At 65.4% G+C, this 24,042-nt stretch carries 25 protein-coding genes; 8 read left to right on the top strand and 17 right to left on the bottom strand.

What is annotated here, in order from left to right; all coding sequences use genetic code 11:
- Positions 1 to 109 precede the first annotated feature (109 nt).
- The gene (locus ACODSP_RS10405) at positions 110 to 2,365 is read left to right on the top strand and encodes a mechanosensitive ion channel domain-containing protein (protein ID WP_488965528.1); all 2,256 of its coding nucleotides are present in this window, start codon (positions 110 to 112) and stop codon (positions 2,363 to 2,365) included.
- Positions 2,362 to 3,006: a LysE family translocator gene (locus tag ACODSP_RS10400; protein ID WP_488965527.1), complete on the top strand. Its 645-nt coding sequence runs from the start codon at positions 2,362 to 2,364 to the stop codon at positions 3,004 to 3,006. The genes ACODSP_RS10405 and ACODSP_RS10400 overlap by 4 nt, the downstream gene beginning before the upstream one ends.
- A gap of 231 nt (positions 3,007 to 3,237) precedes the next feature.
- Here ACODSP_RS10400 and ACODSP_RS10395 read toward each other — a convergent pair whose 3' ends face one another.
- The 5 genes from ACODSP_RS10395 to metX form a co-directional block, all read right to left on the bottom strand.
- Complete coding sequence (locus ACODSP_RS10395) at positions 3,238 to 3,714, bottom strand: MaoC family dehydratase (protein WP_488965526.1); 477 nt, start codon at positions 3,712 to 3,714, stop codon at positions 3,238 to 3,240.
- Positions 3,715 to 3,787: 73 nt separating this feature from the next.
- Positions 3,788 to 4,084: a LapA family protein gene (locus ACODSP_RS10390; protein WP_082372322.1), complete on the bottom strand. Its 297-nt coding sequence runs from the start codon at positions 4,082 to 4,084 to the stop codon at positions 3,788 to 3,790.
- A 136-nt stretch (positions 4,085 to 4,220) separates the two neighbouring features.
- Complete coding sequence (locus ACODSP_RS10385) at positions 4,221 to 4,361, bottom strand: hypothetical protein (RefSeq protein WP_156344592.1); 141 nt, start codon at positions 4,359 to 4,361, stop codon at positions 4,221 to 4,223.
- Positions 4,362 to 4,577: 216 nt separating this feature from the next.
- Positions 4,578 to 5,210 carry a methionine biosynthesis protein MetW gene (metW, locus tag ACODSP_RS10380; RefSeq protein ID WP_488965525.1) on the bottom strand — a complete coding sequence of 211 codons (633 nt, stop codon included), beginning with the start codon at positions 5,208 to 5,210 and terminating at the stop codon, positions 4,578 to 4,580.
- A gap of 7 nt (positions 5,211 to 5,217) precedes the next feature.
- On the bottom strand, positions 5,218 to 6,432 hold the full coding sequence (metX, locus tag ACODSP_RS10375; protein ID WP_488965524.1) for a homoserine O-acetyltransferase MetX: 1,215 nt from the start codon (positions 6,430 to 6,432) through the stop codon (positions 5,218 to 5,220).
- 177 nt (positions 6,433 to 6,609) lie between these two features.
- Here metX and ACODSP_RS10370 point away from each other — a divergent pair, with 177 nt between their 5' ends.
- Together ACODSP_RS10370 and ACODSP_RS10365 are read left to right on the top strand one after the other, a co-directional pair.
- Positions 6,610 to 7,476: a chorismate mutase gene (locus ACODSP_RS10370; RefSeq protein WP_488965523.1), complete on the top strand. Its 867-nt coding sequence runs from the start codon at positions 6,610 to 6,612 to the stop codon at positions 7,474 to 7,476.
- 97 nt (positions 7,477 to 7,573) lie between these two features.
- Positions 7,574 to 8,812, top strand: coding sequence for a metal-dependent hydrolase family protein (locus ACODSP_RS10365; RefSeq protein WP_488965522.1), 1,239 nt, complete (start codon positions 7,574 to 7,576; stop codon positions 8,810 to 8,812).
- Between the two features lie 202 nt (positions 8,813 to 9,014).
- On the opposite strand, the gene ACODSP_RS10360 is transcribed toward ACODSP_RS10365, so the two are convergent.
- The 10 genes from ACODSP_RS10360 to ACODSP_RS10315 all read right to left on the bottom strand — a co-directional run bounded on the left by ACODSP_RS10360 (position 9,015) and on the right by ACODSP_RS10315 (position 17,552).
- Entirely contained in the window at positions 9,015 to 9,884 is an 870-nt protein-coding gene (locus ACODSP_RS10360) for a hypothetical protein (protein ID WP_488965521.1), read from the bottom strand.
- A 21-nt stretch (positions 9,885 to 9,905) separates the two neighbouring features.
- Positions 9,906 to 10,967, bottom strand: a complete 1,062-nt coding sequence (locus ACODSP_RS10355; RefSeq protein ID WP_488965520.1) for a glycosyltransferase family 4 protein — start codon at positions 10,965 to 10,967, stop codon at positions 9,906 to 9,908.
- Complete coding sequence (locus ACODSP_RS10350; RefSeq protein WP_488965519.1) at positions 10,964 to 11,380, bottom strand: 6-pyruvoyl trahydropterin synthase family protein; 417 nt, start codon at positions 11,378 to 11,380, stop codon at positions 10,964 to 10,966. Before ACODSP_RS10350 ends, ACODSP_RS10355 begins: the two co-directional genes overlap by 4 nt.
- A gap of 10 nt (positions 11,381 to 11,390) precedes the next feature.
- Positions 11,391 to 12,383: a zinc-dependent alcohol dehydrogenase gene (locus ACODSP_RS10345; protein WP_488965518.1), complete on the bottom strand. Its 993-nt coding sequence runs from the start codon at positions 12,381 to 12,383 to the stop codon at positions 11,391 to 11,393.
- 225 nt (positions 12,384 to 12,608) lie between these two features.
- Entirely contained in the window at positions 12,609 to 13,406 is a 798-nt protein-coding gene (locus ACODSP_RS10340) for a hypothetical protein (protein WP_488965517.1), read from the bottom strand.
- A 46-nt stretch (positions 13,407 to 13,452) separates the two neighbouring features.
- Positions 13,453 to 15,252 carry a phosphoenolpyruvate--protein phosphotransferase gene (ptsP, locus tag ACODSP_RS10335; RefSeq protein ID WP_488965516.1) on the bottom strand — a complete coding sequence of 600 codons (1,800 nt, stop codon included), beginning with the start codon at positions 15,250 to 15,252 and terminating at the stop codon, positions 13,453 to 13,455.
- 30 nt (positions 15,253 to 15,282) lie between these two features.
- Entirely contained in the window at positions 15,283 to 15,576 is a 294-nt protein-coding gene (locus tag ACODSP_RS10330; protein ID WP_488965515.1) for an HPr family phosphocarrier protein, read from the bottom strand.
- A 136-nt stretch (positions 15,577 to 15,712) separates the two neighbouring features.
- A complete protein-coding gene (locus ACODSP_RS10325) occupies positions 15,713 to 16,117 on the bottom strand; it encodes a PTS sugar transporter subunit IIA (protein ID WP_488965514.1) in 405 nt (134 codons plus the stop codon).
- Positions 16,114 to 17,058: an RNase adapter RapZ gene (gene rapZ / locus ACODSP_RS10320; RefSeq protein WP_488965513.1), complete on the bottom strand. Its 945-nt coding sequence runs from the start codon at positions 17,056 to 17,058 to the stop codon at positions 16,114 to 16,116. Before rapZ ends, ACODSP_RS10325 begins: the two co-directional genes overlap by 4 nt.
- On the bottom strand, positions 17,055 to 17,552 hold the full coding sequence (locus ACODSP_RS10315) for an HPr kinase/phosphorylase (RefSeq protein WP_488965512.1): 498 nt from the start codon (positions 17,550 to 17,552) through the stop codon (positions 17,055 to 17,057). Before ACODSP_RS10315 ends, rapZ begins: the two co-directional genes overlap by 4 nt.
- A gap of 426 nt (positions 17,553 to 17,978) precedes the next feature.
- Here ACODSP_RS10315 and ACODSP_RS10310 point away from each other — a divergent pair, with 426 nt between their 5' ends.
- The 4 genes from ACODSP_RS10310 to ACODSP_RS10295 all read left to right on the top strand — a co-directional run bounded on the left by ACODSP_RS10310 (position 17,979) and on the right by ACODSP_RS10295 (position 20,395).
- Positions 17,979 to 18,260, top strand: coding sequence for a helix-turn-helix domain-containing protein (locus ACODSP_RS10310; protein ID WP_488965511.1), 282 nt, complete (start codon positions 17,979 to 17,981; stop codon positions 18,258 to 18,260).
- An 85-nt stretch (positions 18,261 to 18,345) separates the two neighbouring features.
- The gene (locus ACODSP_RS10305) at positions 18,346 to 19,146 is read left to right on the top strand and encodes a TSUP family transporter (protein WP_488965510.1); all 801 of its coding nucleotides are present in this window, start codon (positions 18,346 to 18,348) and stop codon (positions 19,144 to 19,146) included.
- 9 nt (positions 19,147 to 19,155) lie between these two features.
- Entirely contained in the window at positions 19,156 to 19,950 is a 795-nt protein-coding gene (locus tag ACODSP_RS10300; protein ID WP_488965509.1) for a HesA/MoeB/ThiF family protein, read from the top strand.
- Between the two features lie 22 nt (positions 19,951 to 19,972).
- Positions 19,973 to 20,395, top strand: a complete 423-nt coding sequence (locus ACODSP_RS10295; protein WP_488965508.1) for a DsrE family protein — start codon at positions 19,973 to 19,975, stop codon at positions 20,393 to 20,395.
- Positions 20,396 to 20,433: 38 nt separating this feature from the next.
- Here the strand turns inward: ACODSP_RS10295 and ACODSP_RS10290 are convergent, their stop codons facing one another.
- Both ACODSP_RS10290 and ACODSP_RS10285 read right to left on the bottom strand, forming a co-directional pair.
- The gene (locus tag ACODSP_RS10290) at positions 20,434 to 22,149 is read right to left on the bottom strand and encodes an alpha-keto acid decarboxylase family protein (RefSeq protein ID WP_488965507.1); all 1,716 of its coding nucleotides are present in this window, start codon (positions 22,147 to 22,149) and stop codon (positions 20,434 to 20,436) included.
- A gap of 93 nt (positions 22,150 to 22,242) precedes the next feature.
- Complete coding sequence (locus tag ACODSP_RS10285; protein WP_488965506.1) at positions 22,243 to 23,952, bottom strand: flavin monoamine oxidase family protein; 1,710 nt, start codon at positions 23,950 to 23,952, stop codon at positions 22,243 to 22,245.
- Positions 23,953 to 24,042 lie beyond the last annotated feature (90 nt).

The raw sequence follows: 24,042 nt of genomic DNA, 5'->3' as shown, positions 1-24,042 counted from the left end.
TGATCGGGAGGGCGTTGGGCCTTACGGTGCGCGCAGTGATGGCGATGCCCGGGTGAGGAAAATGGCTTCGATTTTGGCAAGGCAGCTTGGCCGCTGCCTGCTGTTGTTTATGCTTACGCTTCCCGTCGCCAGCGTTGCCACCGCACAGGGCGCCGCCTCCACCACGGACAAACCCAGTGCTGCCGAGGTTGATCGGCTGATCACAACCCTGGAGGACCCGGCCCAGCGCGACGCGCTGCTGGCGCAGTTGAAGGCGTTGAAGGCGGTGGAGAAGCCGGTTGCGGAGCCGGAAACGATTGGAAGCCGGGCGCTGGATACTTTGTCGGACCGGATCGACCTGTTCAGCCAGCAGGTGGCCGCGGCCAGCCGCGCCGTCATCGACGCGCCCCATGCGCTGCGCTGGCTGAACCAGCAGGTGGCCGATCCGGCCAGACGCGATGCCTGGGGCCTGCTGGCCCTGCATCTGGCGGGCATCATCGGCGGTGGCTATGCCGCGCGCTTTGCCATGATCTGGCTGCTGGTCCGGCCCCGTAAGGCGCTGGGGGCCCGATCACCGGGCGGCCTGCCGGCCAAACTGCTGCTGCTGCTGGCCCGGCTGGTGATCGACCTGCTGCCCATGGCGTCCTTCGCGCTGGCCGGGTTCGGCCTGTTGTCGGCGACAGACGCGCCGCGCGCGGTGCGGCTGGCGTCGCTCACCATCCTGAATGCCAGCCTGATCGTGCAAGGCGTGCTGGTGGTCAGCCGCGTGCTGCTGTCCCCCAGCACCGCCAATCTGCGGCTGGCGCGCGTGACGGATGAAACCGCGCAATATCTGCTGATCTGGATACGCCGCGTCACCATCATCGGCGTCTACGGCTATTTCGCAGGCGAGGCGATGCGCGTGCTGGGCCTGCCCGCCACGCCTTATGCCGCCTGGCTGAAGCTGGTGGGCCTGCTGGTCACCGCCATGCTGATCGTTTTGATCCTGCAGAATCGGGAAGCGGTGGCGCTGACATTGCGGGGCCGGACGGCCCCGGTCCCCACCGGGGATGACGAGGCCTTGCGCGCCGTCCTGGCGGGGGAGGCGGCGGGGGATGAACCCCTGCCGCCGCCCAGCACGGCACAGGCCCGCCGCCATGCAGCCCTGTCGATGGTGCGGCAAAGGCTGGCGGATGTCTGGCATATACTGGCCATCCTCTATCTGGGTGCCGTCTATCTGATCTGGGCGTTGGAGATCGCGGGCGGGTTTGATTTCGTGCTGCGTGCCACCCTGGTCACGGGCGCCATCCTGATCGTCTCCCGCCTGCTGTCCGAAGGACTGGACCGGCTTGTGGATCAGGGGCTGAGGGTTCCCGCCGATGTGCGCACGGCCTATCCGGGGCTGGAGGAACGGGCCAACCGGTACCTGCCCTTCCTTCGCCGGGTGGCGCAGGCGGTGCTGGCCCTGTTCACCGTGCTGCTGCTGTTGCAGGCCTGGGGTGCCGATGCCCTGTCCTGGCTGGGTTCCGATCTGGGGCAGCGGGTGGCGTCCAGTGCCGTGACCATCCTGGTGGTGCTGACCCTGGCCCTGGTCGTCTGGGAAATGGTCAATGGCGCCATCCTGCGTTACCTGAACGCCACCGACGATCAAGGGACGCGTCTGGTGCGCAGTGCGCGGATGCGCACCTTGCTGCCGCTGCTGCGCAATGCCCTGACCATCTTCCTGGTCACCATGGCCGGGCTGATCGTGCTGTCGGAAATGGGGGTGAATATCGCACCGCTGCTGGCCGGTGCCGGCGTCATCGGTCTGGCTGTCGGTTTCGGGGCGCAGACCCTGGTCAAGGATGTGATTACCGGCCTGTTCATCCTGATCGAAGATACGATTGCGGTGGGCGACAGCGTCACCGTCGGTGGCCTGTCGGGCGGGGTGGAGGCCATGTCCATCCGGTCCATCCGCCTGCGCGGTTATGACGGTGCCGTTCACACCATCCCGTTCAGTTCCGTCACCACCGTCACCAACTCCACCAAGGATTTCAGCTTCTATGTCTTGAATGTCACCGTCGATTACGCCGTGGACACGGACAAGGTGGTGGCCGTGCTGCGGGATATCGGGGCACAGATGCAGGCGGAGCCGGAATATGCGGCCAATATCCTGGGGCCGGTGGAAATCGCCGGTGTCGACGCGTTTCAGGACAGCGCCGTCCTGGTCAAGGGCCGCATCAAGACGCGGGCCGGGCAACAATGGGGGATTGGTCGCGAATTCAACCGCCGCATGAAGAAGCGGTTCGATGCTGATGGCATCACCATTCCCTTCCCGCAGCAGGTGTTGCATATCAGTTCCGGTTCAAGCGCCGCCGCCAATCCGTTCACGGCTGGCATGGATGGCGCCTCGCGTACGGATGCATGATGATCTCCACCCAGACCCTGGTCATTTTCCTGACCACCTGCTTCTTCCTGTCGGCCACGCCCGGTCCCAATATGTTGTCGGCTTTGTCCATGGGCATGCGCCATGGGCTGGCCGGGGCGGCCTGGGGGGGGATCGGCATGTGCCTGTCGCTGGGCCTGCTGGCCGGCCTGTCGGCGCTGGGGGTGGGTGTGTTGCTAAAGACCTCACCGCTGGCTTTCACCCTCTTCAAATGGGTGGGCGTTGCCTATCTCACCTGGCTGGGCATCCAGGCCTGGCGGGCACCCATCCGGGACGAGGCGGCGGATATGGATGCCGCCATGAAGGCAGGCCCCGACCGGCGGGGGCAATTGGGGCTGCTGGGTCAGGGTCTGCTGATCACCCTGTCCAACCCCAAGGCGCTGGTGTTCATGGCCGCCTTCTTCCCGCAATTCATTGATCCGGAACGGCCTATGGCGCCGCAGCTGACCATCCTGGTGGTCACGATGCTGATCATCGAATTCGGCTGGATCATGGCCTATGCCGTGGGTGGCAAGGGCTTGGCCCTGCGTCTGACGGGACCGGTGGCGCAACGCTGGCTGAACCGGATGACGGGTGCCCTGCTGATCGGCGCCGGCCTGCTGCTGGCCATGGCGTCGCTGTAGAGGCTGTTGAGATTCAAGGAGTTTTCTGGATAACCTATTGAAATTTATAGAATGCCTCCCCGGCGAAGGCCGGGGCCCAGGGGCCACAGGCATTAACTTTTCCATCTGCCTCGCGGTCGGTAGCACCAGCGTCGGGCGCGTGGTCCCTGGGCCCCGGCCTTCGCCGGGGAGGCGGGTATTCTCGATTTCAGATGAATCTCAGCGGCCCATAGAGCGTGACATCGCGCGCTGTCAGCCCGCGATCACCATCATGACCAGCCATTCGGCGGCCAGGGCCGGCCTGTCCGCGCCTTCCACCTCTACCGTGACGGCATAGCGCATCAGATGCTGGCCGGGACCCTTCGCCTCCACGCCTAGCAGGGTCAGCGCGCCACGGATGCGGCCGCCGCTGCGCACCGGCGTGATGAAGCGCAGCTTGTCGAAGCCGTAATTGATGATCATGGCGGCACCGGTCAGCGGCGGCACCATCTCCATCCCCATGGCGCCCAGCAGCGACAGGGTCAGGAAGCCATGTGCCACCGTGCCGCCCAGCGGCGTGGCGGCGGCACGCACCGGATCGATATGGATGAACTGGTGATCGCCCGTCAGGTCGGCGAACCGGTCGATCATGCCCTGGTCCACGGTCAGCCAGTCTGACCGGCCCATTTCCGTGCCCACCCGCGCCTGATACTCGGCCAGCGCCAGGGACGGCTGCTTCGGACCCTGCATCGCGTGTTCTCCCTCAGAATTCAAACGCTTGTTTCAGCGCATAGTGTGGGAGGAGAGGTGCGATTGGCAAGCGTTACGGCAGGTCGGCGGGCTTCACCGCGCGCGCCGCGTCCAATTCCTTCTGCAACCGGTCGGCGCGGGCCTGATGCTGGCGGGCGGCGCGGCGGTTGGCATGTTGGCCCAGCCAGACGGTAAGCCCACCGGCAAAGAACCCCACGACCAAGGTCACCAGCACCAGGGTGAAGGCCGGTGCCTCCAGCGTGCCGACCAGGGGCCAGAGCGCCAACTGCACCGGCGTCAGGTTCGACACGGCGAACGAAATGGCCAGCGCCGTCAGCGGCAGGGTGAGGATCCAGGAGAGATAGCGCACGGGGTCATCCCTTCGGGGCTGCTTCAGACAGAAAAACGGCCCCAGGCAGAGCCGGGGGCCGTACAGGTTAGCAGAAATCCTACGGAACAGGGCAACTCAACAGGGCATGGCGGCACGGAGAGAACCGCCCCACCCCTCACATCATCGCCGCACCCAAAAGCAGGGCCAGCGACAATCCCATCAGGGCCGTCGATACATATTCCAGCCGTTCCAGACGCTGGCGCGCGCGGCGCAGGTTGCCGGCCATGTCGGCATAGGCGCGTTGGGGTCGGAGCATGTTTACAGGCCTCCCATCCTTGGGGCTGGCACACCCCGCAAAGGGGGCCAGGATCGAAAAGGGGCGGCGCGGCGACAAGCGGGCGGGGAATGCGCTGGGGGGCTGTACTGTCACCCACTTGCCGCCGAACCGTCACAAAAGACTGCACCCAAAGGCGGTAGGGGGCAAGGGGAAAAGTACGTTTATAACCTTCTGTATCGGTTTAACGTAATTTCCTTAGCTGCGTTGCAGCAAGAAGACCGCCTGCACGCCAAGCCAGTTGGCGCGGACACTGTCGGCGGGGGCGGGAACGGCCCGGTCATCGGCACCCAGGATCAGGCTGCGTTCGATGGTAATTCCCATATCCTGGCACAAAGCGACCATGTCCGCGATGGTGCAAAAGTGGATATTGGGCGTCTCGTACCATTCATGGCCCAGACGGTCGGTCACCGGCATCCGCCCGCGCAGCAGCAGATCGGCCCGCACCCGCCAATAGCCGAAATTCGGCACCGACACGATGGCATGCCGTCCGATCCGCACCAGATGATCCAGCACGATGCGCGGGTGGCGCGTTGCCTGCAGCGTCTGCGACAGGATCACATAGTCGAACCCACCGCTGGGATAATCCTTCAGGTCGGTATCGGCGTCGCCCTGGATCACGGCCAAACCGCGGGCGACCGACGCCCGCACCCCGTCCATCGACAGCTCGATGCCGCGTCCGTCCACCTGCTTGCGGTGAACCAGGGCATGCAGCAGCTCGCCATCGCCGCAGCCGACATCCAGCACGCGGCTGCCGGCCTCGACCCAGTCGACAATGCTTTCCAGATCGCTGCGGATGGCGGCGGGCGGCAGAAGGGAGGTCACGGCCATTGGTCTGTTACCCCACCTTGGCGGCGATGCCGCGCCGCGCCGCGTGGCCTTCGATGAAGCCCCGCGCCACCTGATAGAATTCCGGCACATCCAGCAGGAAGGCGTCGTGGCCCTTGTCCGTCTCCATCTCGACGAAGCTGACATTGGCGGCAACGGCGTTCAGGGCATGAACCAGGGCTCGGCTCTCGCTGGTCGGGAACAGCCAGTCGCTGGAAAAGCTGATGACGCAGAACTTGACCGGCGTGCCCGTCAGGCGCCCGTCGGGTCCGGTGACGCGGAAGGCATTGGCCAGCACCCCGCCATGGTCGGCGGCCAGATCGAAATAATCCATGGCGCGGGTGATATAGAGATAGGAATTGGCATCGAACCGTTCGACGAAGCTGATGCCCTGATAGCGCAGATAGCTTTCCACCTGAAAATCGGCATCAAAGCCGAAGGTGATCGACTTGCGGTCCTGAAGGTTGCGCCCGAACTTGCGGTGCAATGCTGGTTCGGACAGGTAGGTGATGTGGGCGGCCATGCGCGCCACTGACAGGCCCTTGGTCGGCCTTGTCCCCTGGTTCAGATAATCACCCAGGCGCCAGTCGGGATCGGCCATGATCGCCTGACGCCCGACCTCGTGGAAGGCGATGTTCTGCGCGCTGTGGCGGGCCGCCGTGGCGATGGGCAGGCAGCAATAGACCTTGTCCGGATAGCTGACGGCCCATTGCAGCACCTGCATCCCGCCCATCGACCCGCCGATGACACAGAACAATTGGTCGATCCCCAGATGGTCGATCAGCATCTTCTGGGCCCGCACCATGTCGGCAATGGTGATAACGGGGAAATTCAGGGCCCAGGGCTTGCCCGTGGCAGCATCCGTCTCTTTCGGCCCCTCGCTGCCCAGGCAGCCGCCGATGACATTGGAACAGATGACGAAGAAACGGTCGGTATCCACGGGCCGGCCCGGACCCACCATCAGGTCCCACCAGCCGGGCTTGCCCGTCACCGGATGCTGTTCGGCCACATACTGGTCGCCGGTCAGCGCATGGCAGACCAGCACGGCGTTGGAACGGTCTGCATTCAGCCTGCCATAGGTACGGTAGGCCAGCCGAAAGCCCGAAAGCGTGCCGCCGCCATCCAGTTCCAGCGGCTGATCCAGGCCCAGGCGGATACAGCCTGCGGGGCCGGAGTTGGCGGCTTCGCTGGGGTCCTGGCTCGTCGCGTCGATGGCCACATTCATGGTTGCTGGCTGTCCCGTCCGGTCATGCGACCCGGTGTGGCGGGCCCTGTGGGGCCGTGCCGGGCTGGGTGACAACAGCTATGAAGGGGGGCGGCGGGTGTCAATGTTTTCTTTGATTTCGGGGGGGCATCCCGCCTAATACTATCCGCCTCCCGAAGGACCTACAACCGGCCCTCCATGCCCACCAAACCGACCTTGGACGACTTGCGCCGCCAGATCGATACGATCGATGCGGAAATCCATACGCTGCTCATGCGCCGTGCGCAGGTGGTGGAGGAGGTGGCGAAGGTGAAACCGCCCGGCCGTCCCCACATCCGCCCCGGCCGTGAGGCGGAGATCGTGCGCAATCTGGTGGGCCGGCACAGCGGTGCCTTCCCCGTGGAAGCCGTTGTCCGCATGTGGCGTGAGATGATCGCCGCCCTGACCCGCATCCAGGGTCCGCTGGCTGTGGCCGTTGTGTGTGCGAACGAGGCCCAGAGCCCGCTCTGGGACAATGCGCGCGACCATTTCGGGTCCACCACGCCGACCTTCGCCGTCAATACGCCGATGGCGGCACTGCGCGCCGTCTCCGAAGGCACCGCGACCCTGGCCGTCGTCCCCTGGCCGGAGGAAGATGATAACGACCCCTGGTGGCGTTACATCCTGTCGCCTGATCCCAAGACCCCGCGCATCATCGCCCGCCTGCCCTTCCTGCGGGTTGAGGGGCAAAGCGTGGGGCGCGAGGGCGGCGACGCCCTGGTCCTGGCCGCCGTGCCGATGGAGGCTACCGGCGATGACCGCGCCCTTCTGGCGGTGGAAGTGACCCAGGATGTCAGCCGGGGTCGGTTGAAGGATGTGTTGGAAGGGGCCGGTTTCGCCACCTTGCAGCTGCGCACCCACCATCTGCCCGGCGGTGGCGGCGCGGTGCATCTGGTGGAGGTCGAAGGCTTCGTCCCCCTGGACGACCCCCGCTTGGCTGCCGTTCTGCAGCGCCTGGGCGACAGCGCCTCCAGCGTCCTGCCCATCGGCGCCTATGCCACGCCGGTGATGCTGGCGCGGGGGTAAGGGCGGTCTTCGCTATCCAGCTGCGCCGCCTGCGTGATTTCATTTCCAACCCGCGCTATGCTGCCCGCCGGTTTCCATCGGTGGTGAAGGTCCTTTCATGACGCAGCAATTGCTCCTTTCCGGCGGTCTGGTGTTTGACGGGCTTTCGGCCCCGCAGCCGGGGCTGGGCGTGCTGGTCAGTGACGGGCGCGTCGCATCGGTGGCGCCAGTGGCGGATTTCGCGGGCTATGCGGGGCCGCGTCACGATACGTCGGGCGCCACCCTGATGCCCGGTCTGGTCGATGCGCATGTGCATCTGGCGCTGGAGGCGACGGGTGACGTCGTCACGACCCTGCGCCAGCGGCCCATGGGCGACCTGACCCTGCGCCTGCTGGAGAATGCCCAGGCCACGCTGGCCGGCGGCATCACGTCCATGCGCGATCTGGGCGGGGTGGAATGGCTGGAAATCGCCGTCCGCGACGCCATCCGCGCGGGCCGGCATACCGGTCCCTCCATGCGCTGTGCCGGCAAGGCACTGACCATTACCGGTGGGCATGGGGCCTGGATCGGGATTGAATGTGACGGGCCCAATGACTGGCTGCGCGGGGTGCGCACCAATGTCAAACATGGGGCCGACTGTATCAAGTTGATCGCCACCGGCGGTGTTCTGACCGGTGGAGTGGACCCGCTGGCCCCGCACCCGGCAGAGGGCGAACTGGCCGCTGCCGTCAGCATGGCCCATGATTTCGGGTTGAGGATCACGGCTCATGCCCAGGGTGCGCGCGGCATTGCCCGTGCCGTCGCGGCGGGGGTGGACAGTATCGAACATGGGTTCGAACTGACCGATGCGCAGATCGCCATCATGATCGACAAGGGTGTGCGGCTGGTGCCCACCCTGTCCGCCATGATGGCCCTGCTGGAGATGAAGGACCGGCTGCCGGCCTTTGTCCGGGCCAAGGCGGAACGGTTCGGCAGCATGCATTTCGACAGTTTTCGCCGCTTCGTCGCGGCGGGCGGGGTGGTCGCATTGGGTACCGATGCCGGCACGCCCGGTAACCGCCATGGGGAGAATGCGCAGGAGCTGCGGCACATGGTGGCGCTGGGCATGGACCCGCTGGCCGCATTGAAGGCCGGGACCTCGGTTGCCGCAGACCTTCTGGATTTCCCCGACCGGGGCCGCATCGTGAAGGGGGCGGCGGCGGACCTGCTGCTGGTGCCCGGCAATGTTGTGGCGGATATCGACGCGGCGGCGGATTCGTCACGGCATCTGGCGCTGTGGAAGGATGGGGTGCGTGTCACCCTGTCCCGCGCCGCGCCTGCGCAGGGCTTTACACCCGCGTCTGCCGCTGGGTTTTGAGATTTACGGCTTGATGAGCTGAGACTATCCGCCTCCCCGGCGAAGGCCGGGGCCCAGGGGCCAGCGCCCGACGGCAGCGCTAAGGATGGTGATGCAGGGGGAGAAGTTGAGCTTGGGGCCCCTGGGCTCCGGCCTTCGCCGGGGAGGCGATATGGCAATCCCAACGGGATGGCGCGAACCGCCTTCTATATCTTAACAGCCCCTACCTTTTGGCCAGCAGATCCTGGTGGCCGACCATCAGCCGTGCGCCCTGTTCGCTGGCCAGGGTACGGCGGCGGGTGGCCCAGGCGGCGATGCGGGCGCTGCTGTCGGGGTCCTGCTCGCTGGCCGCCTTTTCATAGCCGGCGATCATGGCCAGATGGGCGGCAATCTGCTTGGGTCCGATCTTCCAGTCGGCCTGGGCTGTTTCCACCTTGTACCCCGCCCCCGTCAGGGCGTTGGCCAGGGCCGGCGGGGCCGCCGGTCCCAGGGCGGGTCCGCCCAGCCCCTTGGCCCGGCCCATATGGGTGTGGAACAGGTCCAGCACGAACCCGTCATCCTCGTCCGCAATGGAAAATTCCACGCGCCCGTCAACGGTCAGCGTCACCAGCAGGGGGGGAAAGCCGCAACTGGCCAGTTCCTTCACGAACCGGTCCAGCCAGGGCAGCGATACCAGATCGAACAGGGCCTTGGCGGTGATCCCGTCATACTGGTTCAGGCCCAGTTCCGCCGGGTCCTGCGCCAGATCGAAGCTGCGCATCTCAACCCGCACGGCCATATCGTCGCAGGTGATCATATAGGCGCGGCGTTGTTCCTTATGTTCCCAGCCATTGCGGTCGGCCCAGCGCCCGATCTCCCCTGGTGCCTTGGCTAGAAGCTTGCGGTCCTTCTCGATCAGGGTCCAATCCTGTTCGCCCCGTCCCAGCTTCATGGCCAGCTGCCGGACATTGCTGCCGGTGCCGGCGCCCAGATCGATGATCATGGGATGGGCCGGCAGGACGCGCCCGAAGGCCCAGGCCAGCCCCACGGCGCGCGCCGCCTCGTCCAGCGGTTCGCGCAGGCGCAGCCAGTCGGGTTCGAAATCAAGGTTCATGCCGGTGTCCGATCACTTTCCCTAGGAAACCAGGATGCCGGATAGGACGCCCCTGATCAATGACACAGAATGTTGCCAGGTCGGCAACCCTTCGCCCGCCCGCCCTGCCGCCGCGCGGGCCGCGTCCAGTGCGGCAGAATCGGACAGCAGCCGTTCAAAGGCCGCAGCCAAGGCGACTACGTCGCCCGGCGGGACAACGGCACCGGCGGCGGGGGGCACCACCTCTGCCAGACCGCCGGCATCGGTGACGATACAGGGCAGGCCGCGTTTTAGGGCGTCGGCGGCCACCATGCCATAGCCTTCATGAAAACTGACCAGGGTGAACAGGTCCGCCGCGCGCCATTCAGCGTCCAGTGCCGGGCCCGACAATTCACCCGCCAGACGCACCCGGTCGGCCAGACCATGCCCGGCGATGGACAGGGCGATGGAGGCGGCCTGTCCGGGATGGCGGGCGTCGCTGCCCACCAGGACCAGCCGCCAGGGCAGGTGCTTGACGCGGGCCAGCGCCTCGATCAGCACCAGATGCCCCTTGCGCGGGGTCAGGGTGGCGACACATAGGATGGTGGGGCCATCACCGCCGCCGCTGCCCGTGGCGGGTTCGGCAGGATCGGTGCCGGGATTGGCGATGCTGATCCGGGCCGGCGGCACCGACAGGCCGATCACCCCCTGCATCGTGGTGCGCGACGGCACGATGACATGGCGCATATGGGCCAGGGCATCGCGTTCAATCCGGAACAGGATATCGGCCTGTTCCGGCGTCAATCCATTTTCCAGATAAAGCGGATGATGCACCAAGGCGGCAAAGCGCAGGCGGTAGCGGTCCACCCAGATCGCATGTGCGGCCACCGGCAGGGCCAGACCATCGATCAGGACGGGCGCGCCATCGGGGATGGCCGCCATGATGGCATCGGCGGCATTGCGCGACGGATCATCGACAAAGGGATGTGGTCCCGGCAGTTCATGCACGATGACCGTTTCCCCCAGATCACGCAGACCCGCCACCAGCCGGCGCAGATAGCCGTAACCGCCCGTCAGCTGGTTTATGTCACCGGGGCAAAGGATATGCAGGGGCTGGCCGATCATTGTGCCACATTCCCGTTCAGCGGTGCTTCATAGGAACCCCAGGCGGTATGGCTTTCCGACAGGGTGACCCGCAGGCCATCCAGCGCCGGCCCATCGGCGCCCAGCGCACCTGCGCGGATGCCGGCTGCGATCTTGCGGTGGATGTCGCCCGCCAGATATTCGGTGGTGGTGTTGCGCCCGCGATATTCCGGCATCTCGTCCAGGTTCTGATAGTTCAGCGGCGCCAGCACCTGTTTCAGCAGGGCGGATGCGGCCCCGATATCCACCACCAACCCCTCCGGCGACAATTGCCGGCGGCGGAATTCGGCATCCACGACAAAGGTGGCGCCGTGCAGGGCCTGCGCCGGGCCGAAAATCGCCCCCACAAAGGAATGGGCGATCATGATGTGGTCACGCACCGACACGGAATACATGCCTGTCCTTTCAGGGAACGGAGTGCTGGTAACGGACGACGGGACATCCGAATGGCAGGCCAGCTAGGTCTGCCATGGCCATGGGCAAGTCCGTAAAATCAACAGCAGGGCCGACCAGAAGGTCCAGGACCGGATCGGCCAGCAGTGACAAGGCCTTGTCCAGGCGCCGCGACAGGGTCCAGCGTGGGCGGAAGGAGGGGGATACCCTGCCCACCTGCGAGGAGATGATGCGGTGCCGCCCGGCATGGAACCCGCCGCCCAGCGGCACCGTCACGGGCCGGTCGCCATACCAGGATGCCTCCACGATGGTGGCCTCCATCCCCGCCAGGCGCAGGGCGGTGGCAAGGCCGCTTTCGCTGGCGCTGGTATGGATGACCAGATCGCAATCCAAGCCATCGGCCTTGTCCGGTGTCATGAACACGGCGCCAAAGGCATGGGCCAGATCGGCGCGGGCCGGGTCGATATCGATCAGCGTGACATCCGCCCCCGGCATGCGCGCCGCCAGATAGGTGACAAGCCCGCCGACGATGCCGCCGCCCACCACGGCGATACGCTGTGCGGGGGCGGCCCCGCCATCCCACAAGATGTTCAGTGCCGTTTCCATGTTGGCGGCCAGGATGGCGCGTTCGGTGGGGACGGCATCGGGTACGGGGCGGCACCCCTCCACCGGGATCACGGCCACATCCTGATGCGGGTGCAGGGAGAAGACGCGCCGTCCCTTCAGATTGGCAGGGCCGTAATCGGCAATGCCGACAAGGGCATAGCCATATTTCACCGGCCCTGGAAAATCCCCCTCCTGAAACGGGCAGCGCATCATTGGGTGCAGTTCGGCAGGCACGCCGCCCCGGAAGACCAGCCCTTCCGTCCCGCGGCTGATCCCGCTGGCCAGCGCGCGGACCAGCACGTCACCCGCCATGGGTTCGGGCAATTCCTGCTGGCACAGCGCCCCTTTGCCAGGGGCCAGCGTCCAGAAGGCGGTGGCACGGTCGGGCAGGGGCATCATGTGCTCTCACGCTCCATGAACAGGGGCGGGCAGCATACGGGAGAAGGCAGGGGCGAATAAAGCCATCGGTCATAAACTATGACCGATGGTACGGCGGCGACTGCCGCAGCAAAGCCGATGTTGCGTAGCCAAGGGCGCAGATGCGCCCGCCGGCGATTGAGGGGCACGAAATCTTGACCATCGGTCATGATTTCGTGCCGTTGGTATAGAACCAGGCCGTCATTCCTATCCGTCATATTCGGCTTTCAACACGGGCGGGGTACCCAGGGCGCATTCATAATCGCGCGCCCTCACGCCGATCCGGCCATCGGCGGCGGTCAGGATCTGTTCACTGCGTATTGAAGCACCCTTGTCCCCGCAAGCCGTCCTTGTCTGGGCGACAGGTCCCCCACGGTCGCGCAGCGCCACCCAGATGTCGCGCGGCAGGACCAGCGCCCGGTCGGGCCGACCCGTGGAGCGCAGAAAGCCCAGCTTGCCACCGATCACACCAACGGCGGCATAAAGCCCCCGGCCCGACGGTCCTGTTTCGGTGCGGATCAGGAATTCCAGGGCCTTGCCGTCCCGATCATAATCATACAGCTCAAGGACGGTGGCGACCGGGCGCTCCTGGACCGCGCGCAGGAATGCCCCTTCATCCTCCAGCCAGCGCTCATAATCATCTTCGCGCACTACATGGCGGGGCAGCAGCGACCAACCATCGGTCCAGCCATCCCCCATGCCCTTGAAGGCCGGGGCGGGATCGAACTGATCCACCACGGCCCCGCCCCGCAGCCGGCGCAGCAGCAGGCGGCCCGCCTGTCCACGGGTGAACATGGCACAGGCGGGGGTCATGGCCACTTCCGGGCTTACCGCCTCGCAATAATCGCGCACGGGGCCGACCCAGGCCACCTGCCACATCTCCGGCGTGTCATCCACCGTGACCGCCCGTTCCTCCCGGATGGTCAGGTCGGCCTGAGCAATGGCTGGTCCGGTCATGGCCAGAAGGACGGCCAGGGCGAGCGCTTTACAGGTCCATGGCGTCATCGGCGGCCCTCGCGTCGGTACGGGCAGATAGGGATGATGATCCCTTTTACCCCAACGCTTCGTTGAAATCATCCAGCAGCGCCGCAATGCGCCCGCCATCCGTCTGTCCCATGATCATGCCGGCCCGCCGCGTCGCCTCGATCAGGTCCATACCGCGCACCCGCCGCTTCACCAGGGGCAGATTGCCCGGCGCCATGGACAGTTCGCGCACGCCCAGTCCCATCAGCAAGGCGGCATAGCGCGGGTCGCCCGCCATTTCGCCACAGACGGAAACCGGAATGCCGGCCCGCCCCGCCGCCTCCACCGTGAACTGCACCAGACGCAGCACGGCGGGATGCAGCGGGTCATAGAGATAGGCCACCTGCTCATCGCCACGGTCGATGGCCAGCGTGTACTGGATCAGGTCATTGGTCCCGATGGCGAAGAAGTCCGACACGCTGGCCAGACTGTCGGCGGCCAGGGCGGCTCCCGGTATCTCGATCATGGCACCCAGCGGCGGCAGCGGGTCGGCGATGGCATGACCCCGACGCAGCAGACGGCGGGCCACGGCCCGCATCAATTCGCGTACCTTGCGCATTTCCGACGGGTTGCTGATCATCGGCACCAGGATGCGGATGGGCCCATGGGCCCCTGCCCGCAGCATGGCGGCCAGCTGCGTTTCCAGCAGCTTCGGTTCCTTCAACCCCAGGCGGATGGCGCGCAGGCCCAGGGCCGGGTTGGCCGGTGTGGCGAACCGGTCGGCCAGCGCGCCTGCCAGCTTTTCCCCGCCCACATCCAGGGTTCGGGCCGTGACGGGCCTTCCCTCCATGGCGATGATCAGGTCGCGCAGCTCCTGATACTGTTCCTCCTCGCCCGGCAGGTCCTCGCGGTTCATATACATGAACTCGGTCCGCAGCAGGCCCACGCCAGCGGCCCCGGCATCGCGGGCACTTTCCATCTCGCGCGGCAGTTCCAGATTGGCGTTCAGGGTCAGGGCTGTGCCGTCGCGGGTGATGGCGGGCAGGCCGGCCAGGGCTTTTAGCTGCTCCCGCTCGGCTTTCCACAGGGCCTGACGCTGCCGGTAATCGGCCAGCACATCCTCGGACGGGTTGATCAGGACGCGGCCCGCGCGCCCATCCACCACCACCAGATCGCCCGTCTCCACCCCCTGCAACAGGCCGGCGGCACCCAGGACGGCGGGCAGCGACAGGGAACGGGCCATGATGGCCGTGTGCCCCTCCGCCCCGCCCAGCACGGTGGCAAAGCCGCCGATGCGGCGCGGGTCCAGCAGGGCCGTGTCGGCAGGCGACAGTTCCTCGGCCAGGATGATGGCGCCGTTGGGCAGGCGGGAGAAAGCCTGATAGGGCGTTTCCATCAGATTGCGGATCAGGCGGCGCCCCACCTCCCGCACATCGGCGACGCGGGCGGCCAGATAGGCATCGTCCATGGCGGCAAAGTTTTGCGCCAGGACCGCGATCTCCTGCTGCACCGCCGATTCGGCGTTCAACCGGTCGGCACGGATGCGCCGTTCCACGCCCCGGATCAGGCGTGATCCGGTCAGCATGGCCTGATGCGCATCCAGCAGGATGGCCATGTCGGCGGCGGCATCGGCGGGCAGGGTGCCGGCCTTGGCCTTCAACTTGCCCAGCTGCCGCCGCGCCTTTTCGGCGGCGGTATGGAACCGGGCAACCTCTTCCGTCACCGCCGTTTCGGCGACAGTATATTCGGGCACCTGGATGGCGCCCGCCTCCATGACATGGGCGGGGCCGATGGCGATGCCGGGCGATACGCCCAGGCCGCGCAGGGTCCGTTCAGCCGTGGGGCCGGACTCCGTGCCTGTCAGGCCCGGCTGCTGTCGCGTGGTCATGGGCGGCTACTCCCCGAACTTTGTTCTTCTTCACTCTTCGCCGAACTTATCGTCAACCAGCTTGGTCAGCGCGTCCAGCACCTCGCGCGCCTGCGGGCCGGCAGTGCGGATATCGATGGTGGTGTCGATGCTGGCGGCCAGCATCATCAAGCCCATGATCGATACGCCCGACACGATATTGTCGGCGCGCTCTACCTCCACCATCGCATCGAAATCGCCGGCCAGCTTCACGAACTTGGCGGCTGCGCGGGCATGCAGACCACGGCGGTTGCGGATGGTGACGGTGCGGGACAGCGCGTCGGGCGGCAGGATGCTTTCGCTCATCAGGGGCTTGGGTCCAGGTTGATGGTTAGAGCTGTTTTCGGTTTACCGGAAGCAGCTCCGGCGGCGGCTGCCGCCGCGCCGCCCATGCGGCGTAAGCCAAGCTGCGGAAGCAGCGCCGGCGATTGAGGAAAACGCCTCAGCCATCCGACAGCAGGGCGGAGGCGACGTTGATATATTTGCGGCCCGCTTCCTGGGCGGCGGCGACGGCCCCCTTAAGGTCAGCGCCTGTCTTGCGGATGGAAGCCAGCTTGATCAGCATGGGCAGGTTCATGCCGGCGATCACCTCCACCTTGGCGCGGTCCATGATGGAGATGGCCAGATTGGAGGGCGTGCCGCCGAACATGTCGGTCAGGACAACGACGCCATCGCCCGCATCGCATTTGGCAACATCGGCCAGGATGTCGTTGCGCCGCTGCTCCATGTCGTCTTCCGGTCCGATACAGACGGCACAGACCTGTTTTTGTGGGCCCACCACATGCTCCATGGCGGCGATGAACTCCACAGCCAGGTTGCCATGGGTGACAAGGACCAAGCCAATCATGCGCTTTCCCTCAGGTTCGTGCCGGTGGCCGCCCGATCTTCGGGCACGGGCGGCACCTGCGCCTTGCGGTCGAGATCGCGATGCGCCTCGCCCACCTTGTATCCCCGCTCCTTCAGCCAGTTGGCCAGGAGATGGGTGGTGAAGACCGACCGGTGACGACCGCCCGTGCAGCCGACCGCGATGGTCAGGTAATGCTTGCCCTCCCGCACATAGCGGGGCAGCAAGGGTTCCAGAAGCCGCGTCAGATTGCCGAAAAATTCCGGCCAGTCGGGATCGCGGGTGATGTAATCGGCCACCGGCTGATCCAGCCCCGTCAGGGGGCGGGTGACCGGGTCCCAATGCGGATTGTCCAGGAACCGTACGTCGAAGACCAGATCGGCCTCACGCGGGACGCCATGGCGATAGGCGAAGCTGGTGACGAAGATCGACAGGCCCGGCCCGCCATCCAGCCGGAACAGCCCCGTCAGGTGCCGGCGCGTGTCATGGACGGAGAAGTTGGTGGTGTCCACCACCTCGTCCGCCGCATCGCGCAGCGGCTGCATCAGCAATCGTTCGGTGGCGATGCCGTCCAGAACGGGCCGGTCGGCGGCCAGCGGGTGGGGGCGCCGCGTCTCGGTATAGCGCCGCTGCAACGCATCGGCATGGGCATCCATGAACAGGACCCGCATGCGCAGGTCGGGCCGGGCGCGCAGTTCCGATATCTGGGCCAGCAGGGCCTGGGCGTTGAAATCGCGGGTGCGGCTGTCGATGCCGATCACCAGGGGCCGGTCATGCGGCTGGCTGACCAGCGGCTGCAGCAACGACAGGCGCAGATTGTCGACCGCCTCATAGCCCATATCCTCCAGGCATTTCATGGCCGTGGACAGGCCACCGCCCGACATGCCGGTGGCAACCACGATGGGCAGGCGGCCATCGGGGCCCAGGGCGCTGGCCTCGCTCATGCCCGGCCCCCTTGCGTGCCCTGCGTGGCGGCGGCAGCCACCAGCCCGCGCCAGGCACTCTCCCCCGGCACCAGCGGCCAGCCGCGCGCCAGGGCGGCCATGGCCAGACGCAGCTTGGCGGGGGTGGAGACGTGGAACGGGTTCAGGCGGATGCGGGGCAGGGCGATACCGGCCACCACCTCAAACCCCGGATCGGGCAATCGTTCCTCGTCCGTGCCCAGATCGACAATCAGGACCACGGGGGCGACATCAATGGCAGGCACCGGCAGCACACCCAGGCCCCGCACCTCCATCAATCCCGCGATGGGCTGTGGACAGCGGGCGATCAGACCGCCCTTGCCGTCGGATATCAGGTCGACGCGGTCATCGGCCACCAGCCGCGCCCCTTCATCGACCAGCCGTAGGGCCAGATCGGACTTGCCCGACCCCGACGGCCCCCGCAGCAGCAGGGCCATTCCGTCAATGGCGACACAGCTTGCATGTATCTGGACCATGATCACCAACACATGGGATCAGCGGTCCCGGCGGGCAACATCCCGCCACCCATCCGCACCCTGCTTCGCCATCCCGGCCATCCCGCCCGATTTCGACTGGTCCAACCTTCTTAGCAAACGCAGGAGCGGGGGGCGAGGGTAATCGGTGGTCAGACGGTCAGCACCGCCACCTTCGCAAGCAGCACGCTCGCCGAGTGTAACGTGTGCTCTCTTGGGCCCCCTCCTTGTCATCCCCGCGGAAGCGGGGACCCAGCGTAGAGCGGCGTCTGCCGCGAGATAAGTCATATCGGCGCTAACCGCGCCTCACGCTGGGTCCCCGCTTTCGCGGGGATGACTGTTAAGGCAAGGTGAAGCTGGCTGCATTTAAGTTTAAGCCAAACAGATGCTAGCCACTCGCCGCTATCGCGCACTCTTGAGAGGTTTGCCATGACCAGTCAGGCATTCGCCAGCGTCTGGGACGCGATTGAGGGGGACGCAGGGCAGCGTGCGGGGCTGAAGCTGCGCAGCGAATTGATGGATATGATTGAAGCGCATCTGGCACAGCAGGGCTGGGAGCAAGCCGTAGCCGCACGGCGGATGGGGATCGACCAGGAGCAGTTGATCGCCTTCCAGCGTGGGCAGATCGACCGTTTCTCGATTGAGGATCTGCTGGGCATGACAGCCGCCCTTGGCCTGGAGCTGCATATCCAGGCTGGTGTGGCTGCCTGACAGTCCCAGCCCCTTCGCCCTTCCCCCCGCCGTTCACACCCCGTATCAGTATCGGCGCATCTTCCCTACGCTTGCGGGTCTGATCTTGACCGAACTGTTCACCACCGACCTTCTGGTCTTCCTGGCCTGTGCCGCACTGCTGGCGGGGTTTGTCGATGCCATTGCCGGTGGGGGCGGGTTGATCACCATTCCGGCCCTGCTGTCCACGGGCATCCCGCCGGCGGCGGCACTGGCCACCAATAAGCTGCAGGGCAGTTTCGGCACCGCCATGGCCACGATCACCTTCTGGCGGGCCGGGCAGATTGAGCTGAAAACCATGGGCTTTGCCGTTGCCTGCGTCTTTGCGGGGTCGGCCACGGGCACCATGGTGGTGCGGATGACGGGGACCGGCTTCATGACGGCGGTGATCCCGATCCTGCTGGTCGCCATCGCCGTCTATTTCCTGCTCAGCCCGCGGGTGGGCGATATGGAGGCTAAGGCGCGGATGACCCTGCCGGCCTTCAGCCTGACAATCGGCTTTGCGGTCGGTTTCTATGACGGGTTTTTCGGGCCGGGTACGGGCAGTTTCTTTGCGCTGGGCTGTGTGGCGCTGCTGGGCATGAACATGCGCCGCGCCACGGCCAATACCAAGCTGCTGAACTTCACCTCCAATGTCGTCAGCCTGGGCGTGTTCGCGCTGGGCGGGCAGATCGTCTGGAAGGCCGGCCTGATCATGGCGGTGGCACAGGTGATCGGCGCCTGGGCCGGCAGCCACGCCGCCCTGCGCTTCGGCACCAAACTGGTGCGTCCATTGCTGGTCATTGTCTGTCTGGGTATGACCATCCGATTGGTGGCGCAGCCCGATCACCCTCTGTATCTTCTGCTGCGCGACCTGTTCGCCGCCTGAGGAACTCTGATGCTCGACCTCACCGACAGCCAGATCGACCGTTACGCCCGCCATATCATGCTGCGCGAGGTGGGCGGGGAGGGGCAGTCGAAGCTGCTGTCATCGTCCGCTCTGATCGTGGGGGCCGGCGGCCTGGGTGCCCCCATGCTGCTCTATCTGGCGGCCGCCGGGGTGGGGCGCATCGGCATTGTCGATGATGATGTCGTGGACCTGTCGAACCTGCAGCGTCAGGTAATCCATGATACCGCCGGCATCGGTGTGCCCAAGGTGGACAGTGCGGCGGCACGCATTGCCGCCATCAACCCGGATGTGAAGGTGGAGGTCCATAAGACCCGCCTGAACCGCTCCAACGTCATGGACATCATCGGCGGGTACGATGTCGTGGCCGACGGCACCGACAATTTCGCCACGCGCTTCCTGTTGAATGATGCCTGCTATCTGGCGGGCAGGACGCTGGTCAGTGCGGCCATGCTGCGCTTTGACGGGCAGCTTTCCACCTTCAAGGCGCATTGCGGCGATCCACACCCGTGCTACCGCTGCATTTTCCGCGAGCCGCCGCCGCCCGGCATGATCCCGTCCTGTTCGGAAGGCGGGGTTCTGGGTGCGCTGGCGGGAACAATGGGGAGCCTTCAGGCCGTTGAGGTGTTGAAGGAACTGCTGGGGATCGGTGACAGCCTGTCGGGCCGGCTTCTGATGTATTCAGCATTGGAGACAGGGTTCCGGACGGTGAAAATCCGCCGCGACCCGGATTGCCCTGTTTGCGGTACCCACCCGACCTACATCGATCTTTCCCACCATAAGTGAAACCACGCTGGGGAGCCTTTGCATGTCCGACGGTAAATGGGGTCTGGTGCTGGTGATCCAGTCCGGCGGCTATGACCGTGTGCATTATGCCCTGGTCACCGCCGCCGCCGCCGTGGCCACGGGAAGGCCTGTCACCCTGTTCTTCACCGGGCGCGCTCTGCCGGCCCTGCTGGCCCGCGAAGGCTGGAAACGGCTGGATTTCTCCGACGACGGCACCAGCCCGGAGGCGCGCGACCACACGCTGGCCCATCGCGGCGTGGGTACCTTCGATGAGTTGCTCACCGCCTGCGCCGAACTGGGCGTGACCTTCCTGGCCTGTGAGATGGGCTGGCGCGCGCTGGGCATCCGCGAGCCGGTGCTGCGCCCTGACCTGAATGTGGAGACGACGGGGATGGTCACCCTGCTGGGGCAGGTCCGACCCGGTGACCAGATGCTGTTTGTGTGAGAAAGGGGGGCGGGTGGTGATACCCGCCCCCAAACACCTTACGGCTTGGTCGGACCCTGGTTGGTGGCCAGACGCAGGATTTCCTGTGGGATGTCATCGGCGGGCAGGTTGACCTGCACCAGCCAGACCGACTCCGTATCCGCCTTCACCGTCGACAGCGCGTTTTCCAGCTCCGTCAGGGTCGTCACGGCCACGCCCTTGGCACCCAGCGCCACGGCCAGGGCCGCGTAATCCCAGGACGGGATGACGTTGAACGGGTTGAAGGGCTGGCCCTCGGTATAGGCCTTGTCATTGGTCAGGGCCTGTTCGATGCCATAGATGGTGTTGGCCATCACGAAGATGATGGGATTGCGCTTATAGACGGCCATGGTGCTGACCGTTTGCGCCACCATCTGGAACCCGCCATCGCCGGCAAAGACCACGGGCCGCGCGTCGGGCGCCGCCACCGACAGGCCCAGCGCCGCCGCCGACGCATAGCCGATGCTGCCCCAGGCCGCTTCCGACACAAAGCCATTGGCCCGGTTCACCGGGATATTGCAGCTGACATACATGCTGCTGCTTTCATCGGGCACCAGGGTCATGTCGGCATCGACCCAGGTCAGCATGCGCTGGAAGAAGCGGGCATAGGTGATGATGTCTGGCGGGAAGGGCTTGAAATCCGGGTCGATTACCGCCGGACCCTTGACCGCCCAGGGTTCACGCTTGGGCGTGTCCTTCAGCGCCTCGGACAGTTTCTCGATGAAGCTCTTGATCGGCACGCCGAAATAATAGGCCTCGCCCACCCGCACCTGATTGTCATAGACGACAATCATGCTGCTGAAATCCTTACCCACGAACCCTTCATAATCATCGGTCAGCAGGTCACCCGTCACCACCACCAGATCGGCCTGTTCGACGGTCGTATAGGTCCAATAGTCGGAGGATGGACCGGTATAGGTGCCGATAAAGCCCGGATGGGTTTCGGCCAGCAGGCTTTTGGCCAGCAGGCTGGTGACATAGGGGACGCCCGTCTGATCCACCAGGCCTGCGAAACCGTTTTGCAGGCCAAAACGCTGCACCTCGATCCCGCCCCAGAACAGGGGCTTGGCGGCAGCCTTGATCAGGCCGGCCACATGCTTGACGGCGGCGGCCACGGAATCGGCATCTTCGGGCAGGGGCGGGATGACCAGGGCGTCCTTCGGTTCGGCGCAGGGCGCATCCCATAATTGCCGCCAGATCTCGATATAGACGGGGCGTTTTTCCGACAGGGCGGCCCCCAGGGCGCCGTCGATCATCGCCGGGGCCTCTGCGGCGTCGCTGATGATGATGGCTTCCGCCGTGATGTCCGTATAGGCATCGCGGTCGGCTTCGTAATTGCCCGTCGCATGATGCAGCAGGATCTTGTAGGTGCGGGCAAAGGGCCGGTCGGCGGCACCGGTACCGGGGCTACCGGAAATGGCGACCGTCGGCACGCGTTCCACATAGGACCCGGCCACCGGATTGATCAGGGAGAAGGCGCCCACGCCATAGGTGACGGCGGCGCAGGAAATGCCGTTGATGCGGCCATAGGCGTCGGCGGCATAGCCGGCCTCCAGCTCCGACCGGCAACCCAGCCGGTTCAACTGCGCGCCCTCGTTGCGGGCCTTGTCGTCGATATAGTCGAACCAGCGGGCGACATAATCGCCGGGCACCGTGAAGACATCGCGCAGGCCCGCCTCGTGCAGGCGCTGGATCAGATAGTCGGAAACGGTGAAATCTGTGGGCAGCGGATTCATGGGCGCCATCTCCCGTGGGCTAGGAATGCGGATATGCCGGATGGGGAAGAAGGGGCGCCCGGCCTGTCGGGCGCCCCTTCCGTAAGTGTTGACTTACGGTCCAAGAACCTCTGCTTGGCTGTCCTTCAGATGTGCCAGATAGGCGGGCCAGGGCAGGTCGAACTTCTCCAGCAGCACATGCTCGGCGGTTTGCAGGCAGCCCTCGACCCAGCCCTGATTGTTGGAATAGGCTTCGCCGCAGATGAAGACGCGATCCTTCAACACGGGCTGGCGGATGGCGGGCATCAGCTTGTCGTAGCGGAAACCCGCTTTCCATTCGTGCCAGCCGCCGCCATACGGATCGCCCGACCAGTCATGATAGATGGCGGAATAGGGTTGATCGACATCGACCAGACCATGGACGGCCAGGATCTGTGAATGCGCGCTGGAGACCATGGCGTCGGTGGCGATGCATTCGGCCAGCGGGATGGGCGTACCTTCCTCACCCGATCCTGACTTCTCCTTGGCGACACCCTTCACGCCGTCCGGCAGGCGACCCAGGAAGGGGGCGCCCTTTTCCAGGCCCTTCCAGAAGGGGACGGTGGTGATGTCATTGTAGGATGCCATCAGCAGGGAACGGGTATTGCCCTTCTCCCCGTGCGGCTGATCCTCTTCCGTCCCGAAATAATAGATCTGGCGGACGGGCAGGTCGGTGATGGAACGTCCGGCCACCAGGCCCTGCGCCTCCCACCAGGGATAATCATAGGCCAACAGCAGCTTGAACGCGTCCTGGATCAGCACGGAACTGACCATGGCCTTCACGTCGGGCTGCTTCCATTCCACCCATTCGATCAGTTCCAGCGACCGGCGCGGCAGAGCCAGGATGATATCCTTGGCCTTCACGATGCTGGGTTCCACCCCTTCCTTGTCCTTCGTGACCTCGCGTAGCCCGCCCAGGTCGGCATAGACCAGCTTCGTTTCCGTCTCCACGACGGTCAGCAGATAAAGACCGTCCTGATCGCGTTCGATGCGGGAAATGCGGCGGTTCATGCGGATATCGGTGCCCTGTGCCGCGGCCTTTTCCGCCAGGGTCAGGGGCAGGCGCTGATAGCCGCCGGTGATGGCCTTGAAACCGCTGGTATTGGCATATTCGGTGGCCGGCAGCTGGGCCACGGCATTGGCATTGGCGACATTCGCGTCATAGCCGCCGGCATCCTTCATGAACTGATAGGCCTCTGACGACAGGGTCTGGCTCATCAGGTTCCAGAAACCGTAGGTGTAGAGCGGGTGGCCGAACACGGTGGTTTCCATCAGCGCGTCCAGCGAATTGCGCTTGTTCTTGGGCACCAGCAGATCGAAAGCGAAGACCTGCAGGTCGTTCACGCTCTTGCCGCGTTCGTTCCAGGACAGGTTGTAGGGCACCTTGTCCGGGTCGGATTGTTCCTTCATCTTCAGGTGCTTGCCGCGCAGGAAGAAGATGTTGTCCTTCTCGCCGATGGGTTGCCCATCGGGGCCGGGCTTGGGATTGCCCATCAGGAAGACATGCGACGGCAGGCCCAGCGCATCAATCAGGTTGCTGACCATCGGCTGGTTGGAGGCGTCGTCATCCTCGCTGGGCGGGATATAGCGCATGCCGCCCAGTTCGGCGGCGATGTTGGGCATGCCGGGGATGGTCTTGGTATAAAGGCGACCGCCGATACGGTCGCTATATTCGAACATCGCCACCTTGGCGCCCGTGATCCCCTGATCGCCGGTCAGGCGCCAGGCGCAATAGGTGCCGGTCACGCCGCCACCGACAATCGCTATATCCAGGATATCGCTCATTCCCATCCCCTCCACTTTGGCTGGTGGGCACGCGGCGGGCCGGGATGGGCGCCGCGTGCCGATCAGGATGCGAAGAGATTAATGGTTGGT

It is taken from the genome of Niveispirillum sp. FG156 (assembly GCF_057809555.1).
The sequence above is the reverse complement of the archived record's forward strand: the minus strand, read 5'-3'. Positions and strand labels throughout refer to the sequence as shown.